The 16294-nt window shown below is 44.9% G+C and carries 18 protein-coding genes and 2 pseudogenes; all 20 read left to right on the top strand.

The features are described 5' to 3' along the window. Positions 1 to 130: 130 nt before the first annotated feature. On the top strand, positions 131 to 370 hold the full coding sequence (locus tag DFP94_RS08735) for a DUF3977 family protein (protein ID WP_245954631.1): 240 nt from the start codon (positions 131 to 133) through the stop codon (positions 368 to 370). A 601-nt stretch (positions 371 to 971) separates the two neighbouring features. Next, positions 972 to 1454, top strand: coding sequence for a DinB family protein (locus tag DFP94_RS08730; RefSeq protein ID WP_114496079.1), 483 nt, complete (start codon positions 972 to 974; stop codon positions 1452 to 1454). A 151-nt stretch (positions 1455 to 1605) separates the two neighbouring features. Beyond that, on the top strand, positions 1606 to 1998 hold the full coding sequence (locus DFP94_RS08725; protein ID WP_114496078.1) for an HIT family protein: 393 nt from the start codon (positions 1606 to 1608) through the stop codon (positions 1996 to 1998). A 198-nt stretch (positions 1999 to 2196) separates the two neighbouring features. After that, positions 2197 to 2826 carry a hypothetical protein gene (locus DFP94_RS08720; RefSeq protein WP_220270900.1) on the top strand — a complete coding sequence of 210 codons (630 nt, stop codon included), beginning with the start codon at positions 2197 to 2199 and terminating at the stop codon, positions 2824 to 2826. Positions 2827 to 3058: 232 nt separating this feature from the next. Continuing rightward, a complete protein-coding gene (locus tag DFP94_RS25700; RefSeq protein ID WP_220270899.1) occupies positions 3059 to 3223 on the top strand; it encodes a hypothetical protein in 165 nt (54 codons plus the stop codon). Between the two features lie 604 nt (positions 3224 to 3827). Beyond that, complete coding sequence (locus tag DFP94_RS08705; RefSeq protein ID WP_245954630.1) at positions 3828 to 4373, top strand: GNAT family N-acetyltransferase; 546 nt, start codon at positions 3828 to 3830, stop codon at positions 4371 to 4373. Positions 4374 to 5126: 753 nt separating this feature from the next. Then, positions 5127 to 5495, top strand: a complete 369-nt coding sequence (locus DFP94_RS08695) for a GntR family transcriptional regulator (protein ID WP_114496075.1) — start codon at positions 5127 to 5129, stop codon at positions 5493 to 5495. Positions 5496 to 5502: 7 nt separating this feature from the next. Continuing rightward, positions 5503 to 6381 carry an ATP-binding cassette domain-containing protein gene (locus tag DFP94_RS08690; protein WP_114496074.1) on the top strand — a complete coding sequence of 293 codons (879 nt, stop codon included), beginning with the start codon at positions 5503 to 5505 and terminating at the stop codon, positions 6379 to 6381. After that, positions 6371 to 7057, top strand: a complete 687-nt coding sequence (locus tag DFP94_RS08685) for a hypothetical protein (RefSeq protein WP_147273844.1) — start codon at positions 6371 to 6373, stop codon at positions 7055 to 7057. Before DFP94_RS08690 ends, DFP94_RS08685 begins: the two co-directional genes overlap by 11 nt. A 238-nt stretch (positions 7058 to 7295) precedes the next feature. Then, positions 7296 to 7925 carry a YkoP family protein gene (locus tag DFP94_RS08680; RefSeq protein WP_114496072.1) on the top strand — a complete coding sequence of 210 codons (630 nt, stop codon included), beginning with the start codon at positions 7296 to 7298 and terminating at the stop codon, positions 7923 to 7925. Continuing rightward, positions 7898 to 8161 carry a hypothetical protein gene (locus DFP94_RS08675; protein ID WP_245954629.1) on the top strand — a complete coding sequence of 88 codons (264 nt, stop codon included), beginning with the start codon at positions 7898 to 7900 and terminating at the stop codon, positions 8159 to 8161. Before DFP94_RS08680 ends, DFP94_RS08675 begins: the two co-directional genes overlap by 28 nt. Beyond that, positions 8091 to 8660, top strand: coding sequence for a phosphatase PAP2 family protein (locus DFP94_RS08670; RefSeq protein ID WP_245954628.1), 570 nt, complete (start codon positions 8091 to 8093; stop codon positions 8658 to 8660). Before DFP94_RS08675 ends, DFP94_RS08670 begins: the two co-directional genes overlap by 71 nt. Positions 8661 to 8684: 24 nt before the next feature. Then, positions 8685 to 9857, top strand: a complete 1173-nt coding sequence (locus DFP94_RS08665) for an MGDG synthase family glycosyltransferase (RefSeq protein ID WP_114496070.1) — start codon at positions 8685 to 8687, stop codon at positions 9855 to 9857. 29 nt (positions 9858 to 9886) lie between these two features. Next, positions 9887 to 10588 carry a polysaccharide deacetylase family protein gene (locus tag DFP94_RS08660; protein ID WP_114496069.1) on the top strand — a complete coding sequence of 234 codons (702 nt, stop codon included), beginning with the start codon at positions 9887 to 9889 and terminating at the stop codon, positions 10586 to 10588. 22 nt (positions 10589 to 10610) lie between these two features. After that, a complete protein-coding gene (locus DFP94_RS08655; protein ID WP_114496068.1) occupies positions 10611 to 11744 on the top strand; it encodes an MGDG synthase family glycosyltransferase in 1134 nt (377 codons plus the stop codon). Then, entirely contained in the window at positions 11741 to 12967 is a 1227-nt protein-coding gene (locus DFP94_RS08650; RefSeq protein ID WP_114496067.1) for an MFS transporter, read from the top strand. The genes DFP94_RS08655 and DFP94_RS08650 overlap by 4 nt, the downstream gene beginning before the upstream one ends. Before the next feature lie 56 nt (positions 12968 to 13023). After that, positions 13024 to 13143: pseudogene (locus tag DFP94_RS26490) on the top strand (DedA family protein); the annotation flags it as partial. Positions 13144 to 13418: 275 nt separating this feature from the next. Continuing rightward, positions 13419 to 15491: a serine hydrolase domain-containing protein gene (locus DFP94_RS08640; RefSeq protein ID WP_181873074.1), complete on the top strand. Its 2073-nt coding sequence runs from the start codon at positions 13419 to 13421 to the stop codon at positions 15489 to 15491. A 347-nt stretch (positions 15492 to 15838) separates the two neighbouring features. Beyond that, positions 15839 to 16041 (top strand): annotated as a pseudogene (locus DFP94_RS25955) (hypothetical protein); the annotation flags it as partial. Next, positions 16024 to 16140, top strand: a complete 117-nt coding sequence (locus DFP94_RS26485) for an aspartyl protease family protein (protein ID WP_245954686.1) — start codon at positions 16024 to 16026, stop codon at positions 16138 to 16140. The pseudogene DFP94_RS25955 and the gene DFP94_RS26485, both read left to right, overlap by 18 nt. Positions 16141 to 16294: the final 154 nt, after the last annotated feature.

Genomic DNA, 16294 nt, shown 5'->3' with positions numbered 1-16294 from the left:
CAAGAGGTCGCTGACGGCGTTTCGTGAGTACAACAACGTTATCGGAAATTCTTGCAAGGGTTAAAAACATATAAAAATCTTATATAAGATATAAGGAATGAAATTATACATAATTTCAGGAGAGGATCCATTGAAGAAGTATATTGAGATTGGGATTGGCAACACGTGGTTTGTTAGAACGGAATTAGAGAATGAAGATGGAACGGAGACCGAAATTAAAGGAATAGTAAAGCCGTTCAAATTGAGATCTGTATATTTAAGAATATGGATAAGAAGGAGAGTTTTGATCCTTGATCTTAGGGAAGGAATAAAAATTCAGACCAAAAGTAAAGAAAATTTCAAGATAATAATTGGATTTTACGGAGTTTGATAATATTAAAGATATGGCATCCCCATCATATAACATCATATCTACGCTGCGGGCCGTTCGGCCCTTGGTTCGCAAGAAGAGGCACACTGAGAAGCGGAATCAGCTCACAACCCTGTGAGGCTAAGTCCGTCGTACCCGGTAGCTTCACTGTATTTTATCTCTTCATGGAAGGATCTATTTAATAACGCACCCACTAAACTTGTTATTACTGGAAACTACGGTTGGGAAGCAGGCACAGATAAAGGTCATTATGAAAAAATTTCTTAAATATGAAGTAATTGAATCACTTAATAAATTAATAGAAGTAATAGATAATGTACTAGAAACAAATCAATGTGTAATCCATTTTGGGATTTAAATAAAACTTATCTCCAGGTATTTCAGTGAAGCAGGTTACTTCGTATAACATCATGTTCACGCTTCGGGCCAAACGGCCCTCGGTTCGCCCGACGCATTTTCGCGAGGTGATTCACGCGGACACACCTGTGAGGCTAACTGTGCAAGCCAGCCGGCCACTTCATGGCCTTAAGTCTCTGGCGTCGTGAGCATACAAGCGCTATCCGAAATAACCGAAAGATTAATCGAAAAGTGAGGTATAAGGATGAGTTATAAATCTATTCTCATAGACCAATTAAACGCCTGTTATAACGATAAGAGCTGGTTCATTCCGCTCCATGAAATTTTAATAGATTTAAATGCTACACAAGCTGCATGGGAGAATGAAAGTAAACAATCCATTTGGTCGATCGTGAATCATCTCATTTTTTGGAATGAGAAGTGGCTTGAGAGATATAACCTCGAACAATTTGAATTAGAAAGTTTATTAAACAATGATGACACTTTTTACTTGAATCCTCATACAATAAATGATTTTGAGTGGAAGAAGACCTTACAGAGACTTGAAACAGCCTTTGATAGTTGGAATAGGGCACTTGAGGAAAGTGAAGATCTCAAACTTATAAAAGAAATCCCTTCATATTTCAATGCTCCTTGGTGGGGAGTAGTATCGAATTTATGTATTCATAATGCATATCATATTGGACAGGTAATGCTGCTCAAAAAACAAATGATAAGTATAGGTTAAAAACGATTGTAAGTATTTCAGTGGAGTCGGTTACTTCGGTTAACACTACATTCAAGCGTCGGGCCGGCATTCGCCGTCCCTCAGTCCGCCAGAGGAATTTCGATGAAGCGGATCAGGTGGACAACCCATTCGCAAAGAGGACAGTGAGAAAATGGAAAATTGTATATTTTGTTATCCAGATCTTGATAAGAACCAAAAAATAATATTAGAGAACGATTATTGCTTATATTTGCAGCAAGAGATTCAGGAGATTGTAGGTTCAGGACTAATTGTTCCAAAAGCACATAAGGAAACACTGTTTGACTTATCTGATAAGGAATGGGCAGCAACGAGAGATCTTTTACAACAGGCGAAGGATTACATAGATAAAGATATAAAACCAGATGGATATAATGTGGGCTGGAACTGTATGGAAGTTGGAGGACAACATATTTTTCATGCTCACTTGCACGTAATACCCAGATTTATTGATGAGCCAATGGCAGGGAAGGGAATAAGATATTTATTTAAGAGCAAAGAAAACCAAAGACCAAGAATTTTGTAAGCAGGTATGATAGGGGTTAATTCAAAGAAGGACCCCGTCGTATAACACTGCATATACGCTGCGGAGCTATCGCCCCTTGGTTGTAAGGTGCGAAAGCAAAGAAGAATATTCAGACAACACACGTCCCAGTCTAAGTTAAGAGTTATCTAAGGCGGGCGTCCGTCGTGAATCTAAAAACGTTATAGAGGGGGGATTGGTTTGAAACATAAACAATTATTTATTTCGTCAATTATATTTCTGGCTATATTATTAATTGTTTCTGGATGTAGCAATCAATCTAATAAAGAAGAGAAAATTGCTTATATATCTGCGAATGTCAATTCGGAATACGAAAAGGTATTTGAAAAAATTGGTTTGGGAATTTTATTTGATTACAATTTAAAGTTACCATATGCAAATCGAAGTTGGGTAACTGTTTGGGTTGAGGGGTATAAAAATGGGAGTGATGAACCTATTCATTTAACTGAAATGTCCTTTGGGTTAAGTCCGAATAAAGTTGAAGAAGATCATATGGGGTTTGGAATTATTAACCCTAATAGCGATAACCCATCATTCTTTTTATATTCTCATTCAGGAAGCTTGCCCCCTCATAATATAGATGACATTATTTTCTCCCAAAAAGGAACTATTAGTTCCTGGGATTATGCCATTGGAAATGAAATAATTAGTTTGGAAAAGGGAGAAACCAAAATATTAGCAGTTTATCAAGAAGGGGAGAGTTCTTTAAAAACTTACGACTACCAAGAAATGGATTCAATAAAACGAATGATTAACGAGGATTTAACAGTGTTGTTACTCAAAATAAAAGTGGAAGAAAGATATGATTAAGTAATTCGAAGAAGGGCTATATTCTATAACATTATATTCTCACTGCGCTCCTTGGTTGTCAGATGTATAAACAAGGAAGAAAGCTCAGACAACAAACGTCCCAGCCTAAGATAAGAGCTATCTAAGGCTGGGGCGTTTCGTGAATACAGGAACGTTATACGAATGTACACAAGAGCTGGAATTTAATAATAGGGTATAATTTCTTTATAAGCTCAAGAAATGAGGTGGAACCATGAATTGGGAAGCCTTAAGAAATCATTTTCCAGATCAATGGGTGCTTATCGAGGCAATTGAAGCACATTCCGATAACGGAAGAAGATTAGTAGACCGGATAGCAGTGATTAATCAGTACATTGAAGGTAAAGACGCTCTTAACGAATACAAATTAATTCCATAAAAGCGAACTTAATGGAGAACTTTATGTTGCTTATACAAGTAAAACTGAATTAGAAATTATAGAACGGAAGTGGCTAGGAGTTCGCATATAAATACCGCAATACAGCTTTCAAATAGCGATCTGCCATTTATTGAGATTATGGTGTATTACAATAATCAAAGTATTAAATTACCCCGAGTACTGATTGATACCGGATTATCGAATTGATATTATTTACAGTTGATGGTGTATTTTGCTCTTTCATTTGGAGATATAGATCAGAAGTTTTATCAAAACATCGCGACCTTATATGATCAAGCAGTTGCATTAATAATTAAGCATGATGAGCGACCTGATTTTATCGAGTGGTGTTATGAACTTATGAAATCCAGTCAAGATATAGGCTGGGGGTTTGGCTTTGCCATGGAGGAAATATATACAGACGCATTCGGGCAACTCGAAGAGGACAGACCCATCACATAACACCGCATTCACGCATCGGCCGGCAGCCGCCGACCTCGGTTCGCGAGGGGCATTTCGGAGGAGGATTTCCAGCGGACAATACTGCACCGACTAAGCGCGGTCGCGCCCGGCATGATGGGCTTAAGCCGGTGAGGGTTCGTGAATGCCAGAACGTTATATGAAATATGGCCAAGAGCTAAAAAGGAGGATAAAAATGATCTCAATACAAAAAGTCGAATATGAACAAAAATCAATATTACGAAACCTTCTCGAGTTATATAAATATGATTTTAGTGAGTTTGATCCAAATGATGATATAAATTCCAATGGATTATATGAATATAGATATTTAGATCATTATTGGACAGAAGAGAAGAGATATCCCTTTTTTATAATGGTAGATGATAAACTAGCAGGTTTTGCTCTTGTTAGATCTTTGAGGGAGAATGAAATAAACCATACGATATACTCGATGGCGGAATTCTTTGTACTGAAGAAATACAGAAAATTAAGAGTAGGGCAGACTGTAGCTCATAAACTTTTTGATAAATTCAGTGGGATTTGGAAAGTAGCCCAAATCGAAGCCAATACACCAGCCCAGGAATTTTGGAGAAAGACAATTGAAAAATATACAAACGGGAACTATAAAGAAATTAGAGAAGATAATTGGGAAGGGCCTATTCAAACATTTTCCACAGCAAATCAATGAAGAGCCATACTTCACATAACATAATATTCACGCATTGGTCCTTATGGCCCTCGGTCCGCAGGGAGCGATCGGCAGGGAAGAGGATTTAGCGGGCACATCCGTACCGACTAACCGCATCGCGGCCAATGATTAAATCTGCTGAAAAAAAGCTGGAAACATCCGAATGCCGCCCGGCAGGAAGGTCTTATTTTGTCTTAGAAACCCCCAGTTTCGACTGAAGCCACTGAAGAACTATCGTTTTCCGTCTCAATAGCCTGAAAACAATCAAAGAAAGAAGACTTCCGTCCTCCATATTGGGACGGATGTCTTCTTTCTTTGCGATCATACTCGGTCGTTTTTTAAGAGAACTATCCATGAGCTAACTTCATTATCCGCTTGAGATTTAGGGCAAATATGGCCATGGCACCTTGAAGTTCCATGCCAAGAAGACCCGAGGATGGGGATGGTGTTCCGGAGAAGGTTAAGCAGCTAATAAAACAGTATTACATGAAATCCTATGTTGACCGGTGACTGCCTTTATTTAAGGACGGGCAGCAAGGAGGAGAAATTGTGTCTGGCGATCTTGAGGAACTGATATCCGCTAACTAAAGACCCTGAGAACGCGGCTGCCTTGGTGCTCAGGGTTTGTTTTTTTTTGTTCTTTTCGTAATCCATTTTGTTTAGGATGCCGGCTATGTTGAAATGGCCTATTGACAGATAAATCCAATGGCATTATAGTATGTTACAAGACTAACATACCGATAGGGTGATCTAATGATGGTTCGCTTTGATGATAGCCAGCCAATCTTTCAACAAATCGCTCAGATGATCGAAGATGATATTCTGAACGGAACTTACCGGGAGGACGATCAGATTATTTCTATGGCACAATTTGCGAGCACCTTTCAAATAAATCCGGCAACAGCGGTGAAAGGCATTGCTTTACTGGTGAATGAAGGGGTTTTGTACAAAAAAAGGGGATTGGGCATGTTTGTTGCAGCTGAAGCTAAACAGATTATTATGGAGAAACGAAGGAACAGATTTTACGATGACTTGATTATGAAGTTGCTTGATGAGGCGGATAAACTCGAACTAACCACAGAAGACATAATTGATATGATTCGACAAGAGAAGAGGAGTTGAATGACCAGTGAGCGCCATACTTGCTTGTACGAACGTAAACAAAAGTTACGGAAATAAAAAGGCTGTTCTCAATTTGGATTTGAAGCTGGAGGAAAACACCGTATACGGATTACTTGGCCGAAACGGAGCGGGAAAAACGACGTTGCTCAATATGATTTCCGGAGGATCGTTTCCCGACAGCGGCGAAATCGAGATTGCAGGATCGCGATTATATGCAGGGGATATGCCTGCGAATACTTGTTATGTAAGGGAAAAGAACCTCTTCTTAGGGGGCGCTAAAGTCATGGAAACGCTTGAGTGGGCATCCGTCTTTCATAACAACTGGGATTGGAGCCTTGCCAATAAACTTGTAAAAACGTTCAAGATAAGCAAAGACCAAAAGATACGGCAGCTTTCCAGAGGGATGGAGTCGCTCCTCGGCAACATTATTGGTTTGGCGAGCCGAGCTTCGCTTACCATCTTTGACGAGCCGGTGCTCGGGCTTGATGCTCTGATGCGGGAGAAGTTTTACCGCATTTTGATTGAGGATTACGCCGAGAATCCGCGAACGATACTTCTATCTACACATCTGATTGACGAGATCGCCAACGTAGTAGAGCGAATTTTTATTATTGATGCCGGAAGTATCTTGTTGCATGATGACGTGGAAAAAATCCGTATTAACTCCCATTTGATGAGAGGCAGCAATGAGGCCATTGGGAAATTTACGAACGGAAAACGCGTGATTTATCGAGAGTCGTACGGCAGCGGTGCCCTTGCAGCGGTCTATGACAAGATTGGGGAAGAGGAAAGAGTCTCGGCAACCAAACTGGGAATATCTATTGACGGACTGCCGCTGCAAAAGTTTTTTGCATATTTAATAGAAGAAGGCGAACATGATGAATAAGTTGATGGTACTATTGAAGGCTTCTTTTTATGAGCTTCGAATTTACTTATTATGCATTACGGGTATAGTTGCGGTAAACGTTATAGCCAGTGTGGTTGTGCACCTGTCTCTTGGTGGCGAGCACAAGGCTGATATGTCTGTCGCTAATCTGTTTACGATATCCCTCATTTTTGTGGCGAGTATCCTTCCCATCAGCTTCTTCAAAAGGATTATCAATTTAGGCGCATCGCGCAAAGAGTATTATGTCGGAGTATTGGTGATTAACACAATATGGTCCGCTGTGTTCTCTCTGTTCAATACGTTATGGCTGCAAATTGAAATTGGAGTAATCCGGAAATATGAACATACCATTAATATTCTTGAGATATTTCATTGGGATCAATTCGGTTTAGTCGGTATGTTTGTTTACCAGTTCGGGGCTTATATGATGCTTATGTCATTGTTAAATCTGCTGTTTTCTGGATTGCGGCATTTCGTAGGATGGATTATCTGGTTATTGCTTATTGCGGCGATACCGATTGCAACGTCGCTTTCCTCTCTCCGGCCTAAAGTGGCAGACGGATTCCTAATGCTGTTCTTTAACGATTCGCTACTTCAGGGATTTGGACTCACGTTCTTATTCAGCTGTATATTTATGGCAGGCGGTTGGTTGTTTACTAGGAGACGGACGATCTAAATAAGTCCTTGAGGCAAAAAGTTCTTTGGTTTGCAATTAAATGAATAATTCAATTAAGGGGGACGATGGATACTTGGATACTGAAAATAAGAGAATACTCGTCGGTTTCCTTAGGGAAGCGAATAGGCTACCGGCTTTATCGAAATCCAGTTGTTATGTTACCAATCTTGTCATTGTATCCGTGTCCGGTTGGCAATGAATTCGTCGATTAAAATTTGAATGAGGGATGGTTGGATCAATGTTGCTTCGTTTACGCAAATCTTCAATGCAGGCGGCCTGGATGGTGTGGGAAAGAGGGTTCGATTGGATTTCACGCTTTCGCGGCTCGCATACATCGCACTTTGGAATTTGCAAAGTCATGATTAAGAAACACCGGGGGGAGCGCATTCTCTGTGCGGACTCCACCATCATTGATAAAGGCGATCTGGTCGGGGAACTCCATCTCAATAATGAAACGATTCTGACGCTGATCAGATCCGAAGGCTCAGACCGCGCGGCGCTCAAGACGGCCCGGCTTATACGGAAATCCATGCAGCAGATCAGCGAGGCGTTCGCAAGTCAGCCGGAGTTCATAGATGTTAAGGCGTTAGTCGGCATTACGCTGCTTCATCGTGGTTTGACACATGGTCTTGGTTTCGAACAACAACCGATGAAGTCCGATCTGTTCCAACGCATTACAACGGCTTATCTCCGATTATTGTTATCCGTCATGCACCCTGAAGGCAAGAAGCGGATTGGCCGCAAGACCGAACAATTGATACCGATGTTGCTGATTCACTCCCGGAGCTCGCTGAGGAACCGATTTATGACGGTGAAGAGGCTGTCCGTTCCGGAGGAATTGTGTCTATCCCAATCAAGCTCCAATTAATTAAAACAAAAGATACTAAGAAGCTGCTCAGCTATGCGGTCATTGGCCGCGCGGCAGAGAATATGGTAGATCAAGTTCTCACGATTACGCTGGTGGGCGTTGGGGGAGCGATTGCGGCAATATGGTTTTTGATACGGAAGCTGCGCGAGCGGAGGAAGATATGGGATGAACATCAATCGATCGAAAAAACAGGGAACGGAGACGGAAAGCAGGATGCAGTGGATAAGGCGAATTGATCAAACGATGTTTTTCTGGTTCAACCAACGCCTGAGCAGTCGGGCCCTGGACCGATTGTTCGGATGGATTACCCATCTGGGCGGAGCTTTGTTTACCATCATTTGCGCAGTGTCCCTGGCATGGTTCGCCGAGGGGGAGTTCGGCAAAATTGGGCTGCAAAGCTTGATCGCACTGGCCGTTAGCCATATCGTTGCTATCCTGATCAAGAGAAAGGTACGCAGAGACCGGCCTTTCCGCAAGCTGGAGCAGGTGAAGGTAGGCAAATTCCCGTTGAAGGATTATTCCTTCCCATCCGGCCATACAACCGCTATTTTCGCCCTGGTTACACCTTTTGTGTTGGCCTCATCGCCGGAAATTAGGCTTGTCTTGATTGGTCTGGCCTTGTTGGTGGCCATATCCCGGGTTTATTGGGGCTATCACTATCCGATCGATTGTGCGGCTGGAGGGATGGTCGGATTCCTAACGGCGGTGCTGGTTGTTTTGTTCATACATTGTTGAATTTCTCGAGGGAGGCGATTGTTGATGAATAGCATGAAACGGGAAAAGCTGCTGATTCTGTCCGGCGCACTCGGGGATGGACATATGCAGGCGGCCAAGGCGATTTTGGAGGCATCGGCGCTGTATAAACCGGGAGTAGAGGTGAAGGTGGTCGACTTCATGGAATGGATCCATCCCCGCATGCATGTGATTGAACGGTATTGCTTCCTGCAATGGGTGAAGCATTTTCCTTCCTCATACGGTTATTTGTATCAGAAGACCCGGACGGGTAGTATACTTACTTTCTTCCTGAACAATTTTTGCACGACCAGCCTGCAGCGGCTGCTCAGACTTCTGTATGAGGAACAGCCGACGTTGATAGTCAGCACGTTCCCGCCGGCATCAGCCGCCATTTCCTTGCTTAAGAAAAAAGGGATGACAGATTTGCTTGCGGCTACGGTCATTACCGACCATTCCGATCACAGCTATTGGATACATCCGTCTACGGATCTGTATCTGGTTGGCTCCGAAGGCGTGCGTGCAGCTCTGCAGAGAAAAGGCGTTGCTGACCACAAAATCGCTGTAACGGGTATCCCTGTTCGCCCGTCCTACAGTCAGCCCGACAATAAAGACCGGCTGCGCGAGAAGCTGGCCTTGGCTTCTGACGCCTTTGTCGTGCTGGTGATGGGCGGCGGCTGCGGGATTATAGATAAATCCTTCATCGAGCAATTACAATCTGACTCTTTTCCTCCTAACGTGCAATTTGTCATCGTATGCGGACGCAATGTGAAGCTGCTGCACCACCTGCATGAAGTGTTGGGAGACAGGGATAACGTCATGCTGACAAGCTTCCTAGAGGGAATCCATGAATGGATGGCGGCCGCAGACGTATTGATTACCAAGCCGGGCGGACTGACGACCTCCGAAGCGCTGGAGCTTCAGCTTCCCATGCTGCTGCTGGAGCCACGGCTGGGGCAGGAAAAGGATAATGCCGATTATTTGATTCAAGCGGGAGTAGCGTATCTATGTCAGTTTGACAATCTGCAGGATCAGCTTCAACGGCTGGTTCAACAGCCCTCCCTATTGGAAGAAATGAAGGAGAAGGCAGGGCTGTGCAGACAGCAGGATTCCGCCAGACATGCGGTCATGCAAATTCTGAGCATGCAGAGCGATACACAGGAAGAAAAATGGGTTTGCTCCTTGCAGCAGTATGCTTAGCTTAATTTTCGCTAAGGGGGATAAAGACGTTGCTTGTTAAATATTTGTTGATTGGACTTATAAGCTTCATCAGTCTGTACATGCTAATTCCTAGTTTACTGACACGAATAACTGGATTTGGCGCCTTTCGCAAGGGAACGACCAAGAACCAGGTAGCGTTCACGTTCGACGATGGGCCGCATCCGAGGTATACACCGGAATTATTGGATTTACTGCAGGATTATCAAGTGAAGGCCACATTCTTCGTGCTTGGCTCGCAGGCGGAGATGCACCCGGATCTGATCAGAAGAATGCATCGTGAAGGTCATCAGATTGGGATCCACAATTACCATCACACCTCCAATTGGCTGATGCTTCCCTGGACGGTGCGGCGTGATCATATGGAACGGACCGCAGATATTATTGAATCCATTATTGGAAAAAGGCCGGATCACTATCGCCCGCCGTGGGGGCTCATGAATTGTTTCGATTTCTTTCATCCCAAATCGTACCGCATCGTGCTCTGGTCCTTGAAGGCGGGGGACTGGCGCAGCAGAAGCTGCCGCAAGAAGCTGAAGGCAACGCTGCTGAACGGAATTACGGACGGATCTGTTATTTTGCTGCATGACAGCGGAGATACGCCGGGAGCGGACCGTCACGCGCCCTATTTTATGCTTCGGGCTCTGGAGGAAGCGCTGCATCAATTACAGGGACGCAACTTGCAATTCGTTCGTCTGGATGAAATGGCTTGACAAGTGAAATGAGGTGATAGTAGTGGGACAGGAACCGCAAATTTTAATTTTAACGGCCGATTACGGCGAAGGTCATCATCAGGTGTCCAAGGTGTTGCAGCAAAGCTTGACCCGCAATGGTTATAGCCAGGTGGCGGTTGTCGACTTGTTCCGGGAAGCTTATCCTGTGCTGAACAAAATCATCCGCTATCTGTACCGGCAAAGCCTGTATGCAGCCAGCCTGGGCATTCCCTATTACGGATGGTCCTACCATCTGACCAACCGGCTTCCCATGAAGGGAAAAATCGCAGCCTGGATGAACAGTCTTGGCGGCGACAGGCTCAAGGAAATCATCCTCCAGTACCAGCCGGAAGTCATCATTTATACATTCCCGTTCGGCAGCTTGCCAAGCAGCGAGGCATTATCTGGGATCCGTCCCCGGACCGCTGTTGTCATAACGGACTTTCACGTTCACCGAAGATGGCTATTCGCCAAGCCGGATCATTATTTTGTCCCTGCCAGCGACGTGAAAGAGGCTATGGTTAGGCAGGGAGTCCCCGAGAGTCGTATTGCCGTGACCGGAATTCCGGTCAGGGAGTCATTTCATGATGCGGCAATGATCGGTTCCGGCTCCGGCAAAGAAGCAGATGAGCATGTGATTCTGCTTATGGCAAACGTCTGCGGCACATTGCATTCGCTATCGAGGCTCATCGGGAAGCTGCTGCTCTTGTCGGGCGTCCGCATTCAAGTGATTTGCGGCCGGCAGGAAGGATGGAGACGGAAGCTTGCGGAGAGCTGGGCGGATGATGCAAGAGTGGATGTATTCGGCTTCACCGATCAATTGCATGTTCTGATGAGCAGCGCCTGCTGCGTCGTCACGAAAGCGGGAGGCGTTACACTATCCGAGACGATTCAGGCCGGGGTTCCGATTTTTATCCTAAAGCCGTTTCTGGGGCAGGAGAAGGAAAACGCCCTGTATTTGCAGCGCAAAGGAGCGGCAGTCGTGGCCTTTACGATTCATGATCTGGTGTCGCAGATACAAGCGATGATCTCCTCTGAGCCGATCAAGCGGTCGATGATCAACGGACTGTTCGCGTCAAGGCAGGAAGCGGCTGCGGACCATATTGTCCGGCATTTGTTTCCTGAGGCAAGTCCCTTAGGAAGGAGTGGTATATGATGAGCGGGAGGAGCGCGTTTAAGCTTTCTACTCTGACGCTGTTCATGGTGCTTTTTTGCACAGAGTTTGTCCGAAGCGCTTTCTTGTTCTCGTTTCTGCCGAACTTTGCCGTCAACGAGTCGGGGCAAACCGTTGCTTTGGTCGGTCTTGCCGTCTCGCTTCATTATACAGCCGATACGCTGATTAAATGTGTTGCTGGATATTTGCTGGACAGGTTTTCGCTGCGCTGGCTGCTGCCCGCCACTTTCGTCCTGATGCTGTCCGGACTAGCCTCCGTGTTCTTTAGTCCGTATGCCTGGGGGCTCGTTGCCGGTTCCGTGATGCTTGGGATGGGAGCGTCACCTATATGGCTCATTTGTCTGGAGAAAATCCGGCTGACGGAGCGGGCGGCCCAGATGGGGGCGATATATACCGTGTGGTTGGCCTGCATCGGTCTGGGACCGGTCACGATCAATCTCACCTTCGATTATGGCTTCGAACCTGCCTTCCGGCTGATGGTTGTGCTGCTCGCCGTCGGCTGCATCGCATCGTTCGCGATAAACAGAACAACCCCCTTGCATCTCCAGAACGTCAGCTTTGCCGAACAATTGGCAGGACTGCGGAGAAGGCTAGTCCAGCTGAAATGGCTGCTGCCAGGCATGGTCCTGCAGATGACCGCCGCGGGACTGCTGCTGCCGATACTGCCCGGTTTTGCCGCTGACCATCTCGGTCTGAGCCAGCCGCAATATTCGTTAATGCTCATGTTAGGCGGGGCAGGCGCGATGCTGTTTCTTGTCCCGATGGGGAAGCTGGCCGATCGTTGGGGGCACAAGCAAATGCTGGTCGCCGGTTTCGTATCGCTTACGGCCGTATTGGCTCTGTTAGTCGTATCCATGCCGCCGCCTGCATTAACCATGCTGTTTGCTTTTATGCTGGGATTATCCTACTCAGCCGTGCTTCCGGCCTGGAATGCGGTGCTGTCGTATCTTGTTCCGGAGGATCAGAAGGGGACCGGGTGGGGAGTACTCTCAGGGATTGAAGGGCTCGGTATTATGATTGGCCCGGTCATCGGGGGATGGATGGCCAGCCAGTATACGAATGCCGCTGCCATTAGCATCAGCACTGCTTTGATGGCGGTTCTTGCACTTTTTTATTTGATTTTGCCGCAAAACAAGCTTGTCTCGTCTGGCGGGACTTTGCAGCACAAGAGGGAGAATGCTCATGGACGTGATCGGGTTAGTTGAACAATTGTTTCACGAATATGGATGCCTGGTCCTGCTCACCGGCTTGCCGATGGACTTCATACTATGACAAATACGGGGACCAATTACTGCTGGTCAGCTTCTTCATTCCTGGAGTCCGCCAGTTTATCGGCATTATCCGGGTGCCGTACCGCAAAGTGCTCCAATATGCCTATACCGAGGGGCGCTTTATGGGTCATTGCACTTTAGATACAACGAAAAGAGTTCAGCCTGGAAAGATGGATTTGGTCAAATATTCGTTTCGCATAAAGCAGCTGTCAACAGCACTAAATAGGTGGAAATGGACCAAGGTCGGGTTATGGGCTGGACCATCGTTCAGTACTGGTGACTAACTTTTGATCTGGGTATAACTGGGCTAACGATGGTTGTGGCTGGGAATGAGGGTATTATACAATTTAGGATGGAAGAAAAACCCAAGAAGAGGAGTATATATATGAAACCATCAAATTGTAAAAGGCCCAGACAGGTTATCCTAGCTAGTGTCTTGATCGCAGGCCTAGTCCTGTCATCTTCTGGCTTACCTGCTTATGCAGCGGTCACACCAAATAACAATCAGGCCCAAACCCAAAGCTTGGCTAAGAAAGGGACAGCAACCTCTGCAACTCCTCCGATCACAGCTAAAGCCGTAGAGGAATTTGCGGATGCTTTTTTTGCCTGCGCTGATGTGAAGAAGAAGCTTACGGGGGCATTATTTGTAGTTGTAAAGGATGGTAAAGTCCTGCTTAACAAAGGATATGGTTACTCAGATGTGACTTCCAAAACACCAATCCAACCTGACACTACCCGATTTAGAATGGCATCTATCTCCAAGCTATTTACAACTACAGCGGTGATGCAGCTTGCCGAACAAGGCAAGATAGACTTGGATCGTGATATCTCTGCCTATATGAATGGAGTTGTAATCCCCAATCAGACTGGCGTTCCCCTTACGACGAAGAACCTGATGACCCACACAACAGGTTATGATTATACTGATTTTTCTGGTAATACTCCAGGTGTTACTCTCCAGAATTATGTGAAAAATAACGTGCCTACGGTAAAAATAAAACCTGGCGAGGCCTACCGGTATGATAATGTGGCTTTTGTACACCAGGGATATATCGTAGAAAATGTAGCTAAAACTGACTTCAATACTTACGTAAAAGAAAACATATTTAAGCCGCTTGGCATGACACATAGTGACTTTTTATTATCGCCCCAAGTCCAACAAAATCTTGCAAAAACCTATGATGATGCAGGTAAAGAAATCGCTGTATATCCTAATTATCCTGACATAGATCCCAGTGGTAGCATGTTCTCTACCGGTAGTGATATGGCCCAATACATGCTCGCTATGTTAGATGGAGGCAAGCTTGGCGATAGCCGCATTCTGGAAGAAAAAACGACAAATACAATGGAAGCCTACCAATACGGTATTAATGACAGCTTACCCGTGATGTCTTATGGTTTTGAAGCCATGCATCATCATCTTTTCAATGGTCAGACCGTCATTGGAAAAGGTGGTGACCTTCCTGGTTTTCACTCCTGGCTGTGGATGGTGCCGGAGCAAAAGGTAGGCGCCATGATCATTGTCAATGGTGAAGCGCTGGACCCCCGCGATGAGATATTTGGTTCATTTATGGATCAATTTTATCCTGAACAACACAAGGCTGCCACACCCATCAAATCATCCAAGGAAAGCTTAGCCAAGTTTGAAGGGAGATTTCAAGATTTGAGAATACCTCTACTTAGTGCAGAGGTGAAAGCGGGTGAGGATGGAACACTTATTATTAAGGATGCAAAGGGAACCCATAAGCTTCAACAAATAGAGGCGTTGTTATTTGAGGATGAACAAGGTGTAAAGGCAGGCTTTAAGGCAGATGAGCATGGTGAAATTGAATACATGTATTACAACTATCCGGATAGCTTCCTGAAAAAAATGCCTGTGCAGTCTCCATTCTCTGATGTATCTGCCGATAGTCCCTATGCGGCTTCGATTGACCAATTAAATCAACAGCAATTTCTGAATAAAAATGCCGCGAATTCCTTTAGACCGGAAGAAGCCATGACACGTGGAGAATTTGTGCAGCTGTTGATGAAAGTTGTCGGGCTCCAGCTATCTAAGGACCCAGTAATATTTAAGGATGTAGTAGGGCATGATTTGGCACAAGAGATTCAATCAGCGGTTCTATATGCAGGGTTAAAAGGGACACCGGATGGCCGCTTTGAGCCAGACCGTGCCATTACCAGACAAGAAGCGGCTTCTATTCTTTGGAGATTCATTCAATCCAATGTATCTGCTCAGGCGCCACAAGCCAAGCTGATGGGAACGTTGCCGGCACCTTGGGCTTCAGAAGCAGTGCAATTTGTAGCCGCTATGCAGCTCTATGGGCCTGAGGTGAAGGTGGATGCTAATGGCGCTGTTGATTATGAGCCAACCCGCCCCATGCTTCGTCAGGAAGCAGCCGTCATGTTTGATACTTTTTGTAAAAAAATTCCGGTATTGTTATACGGAGTGGATGGTTAATTAGAGAGGTAATCAGAGCCCCGACTCCCGGGAGCCTTCTCAGTTAGTCTGGACATTGCCATAACATAGAGTTACGCACCTTTCTTGTTGGCATGGTTGGTCGCACTTCCATGATACCAAACAAGCAAGGTGTTTTTTGTCAATATGAATAAATGTTTTGAATTCTTCTTACGCCCTCAAGGGTTTAAGACAATTTCCAGGTGCGAAAGTTGAGTTACTAAAGAACAAATTGAAGAGATTATCCGGTAAGGGTTCGCTAATACAAAGACGTTATAAGAAATTCCCTCTAAAGCCATGTGCACCCCATTTATGATACAATTAAGAAAAATTGTTGGAGGAATTAGCATCTGAACTGGGACGAAGTTAGAACCATTTATCCAAATCAATTTGTTAAGTTCGAAGTCTCCAATCGAAAAAATTTGACGATAAAGAAGTTATTTCTGAAGTAGCTGTAATTGGACCGGTTCGTGACGAAGATGCTATACATGAATTACTGAATAGTAAGAACAATACTTTGGTTTATCATACATCGATTGACAAGGTTATCGTAATTGATACTGGAGCGAGTCACACATTAATTTCTCAGGATGCTGTTGATGATTTAGGCATTCAAGTGCGAGCCGGAGATGAGATATATACAACACCTTAGAACTTCATCTGCAATAAAGATTGCAGGTTTTTTTTATTTATTGTGGGACATTCAAAGAGGGGATAGAGCTCACATAACAATGTATTCACACATTAGCGGACAAGCCGACTTGGTCCCGGAAGTTATGTCGGAGAAGCGATTGCCGGGGACACAT

The organism is Fontibacillus phaseoli (genome assembly GCF_003337355.1).
Classification (GTDB): Bacteria; Bacillota; Bacilli; order Paenibacillales; family Paenibacillaceae; genus Fontibacillus; species Fontibacillus phaseoli.
This window is presented reverse-complemented; position numbering and strand designations above follow the sequence as displayed.

Excerpts from the sequence above, each read along its gene's own strand:
- DFP94_RS08730 (WP_114496079.1), top strand. The coding sequence starts at position 972 with ATGAGTTATAAATCTATTCTCATAGACCAATTAAACGCCTGTTATAAC.
- DFP94_RS08725 (WP_114496078.1), top strand. The coding sequence starts at position 1,606 with ATGGAAAATTGTATATTTTGTTATCCAGATCTTGATAAGAACCAAAAA.
- DFP94_RS25700 (WP_220270899.1), top strand. The coding sequence starts at position 3,059 with ATGAATTGGGAAGCCTTAAGAAATCATTTTCCAGATCAATGGGTGCTT.
- DFP94_RS08705 (WP_245954630.1), top strand. The coding sequence starts at position 3,828 with ATGCCAGAACGTTATATGAAATATGGCCAAGAGCTAAAAAGGAGGATA.
- DFP94_RS08695 (WP_114496075.1), top strand. The coding sequence starts at position 5,127 with ATGATGGTTCGCTTTGATGATAGCCAGCCAATCTTTCAACAAATCGCT.
- DFP94_RS08685 (WP_147273844.1), top strand. The coding sequence starts at position 6,371 with ATGATGAATAAGTTGATGGTACTATTGAAGGCTTCTTTTTATGAGCTT.
- DFP94_RS08680 (WP_114496072.1), top strand. The coding sequence starts at position 7,296 with ATGTTGCTTCGTTTACGCAAATCTTCAATGCAGGCGGCCTGGATGGTG.
- DFP94_RS08670 (WP_245954628.1), top strand. The coding sequence starts at position 8,091 with ATGAACATCAATCGATCGAAAAAACAGGGAACGGAGACGGAAAGCAGG.
- DFP94_RS08665 (WP_114496070.1), top strand. The coding sequence starts at position 8,685 with ATGAATAGCATGAAACGGGAAAAGCTGCTGATTCTGTCCGGCGCACTC.
- DFP94_RS08650 (WP_114496067.1), top strand. The coding sequence starts at position 11,741 with ATGATGAGCGGGAGGAGCGCGTTTAAGCTTTCTACTCTGACGCTGTTC.
- DFP94_RS08640 (WP_181873074.1), top strand. The coding sequence starts at position 13,419 with ATGAAACCATCAAATTGTAAAAGGCCCAGACAGGTTATCCTAGCTAGT.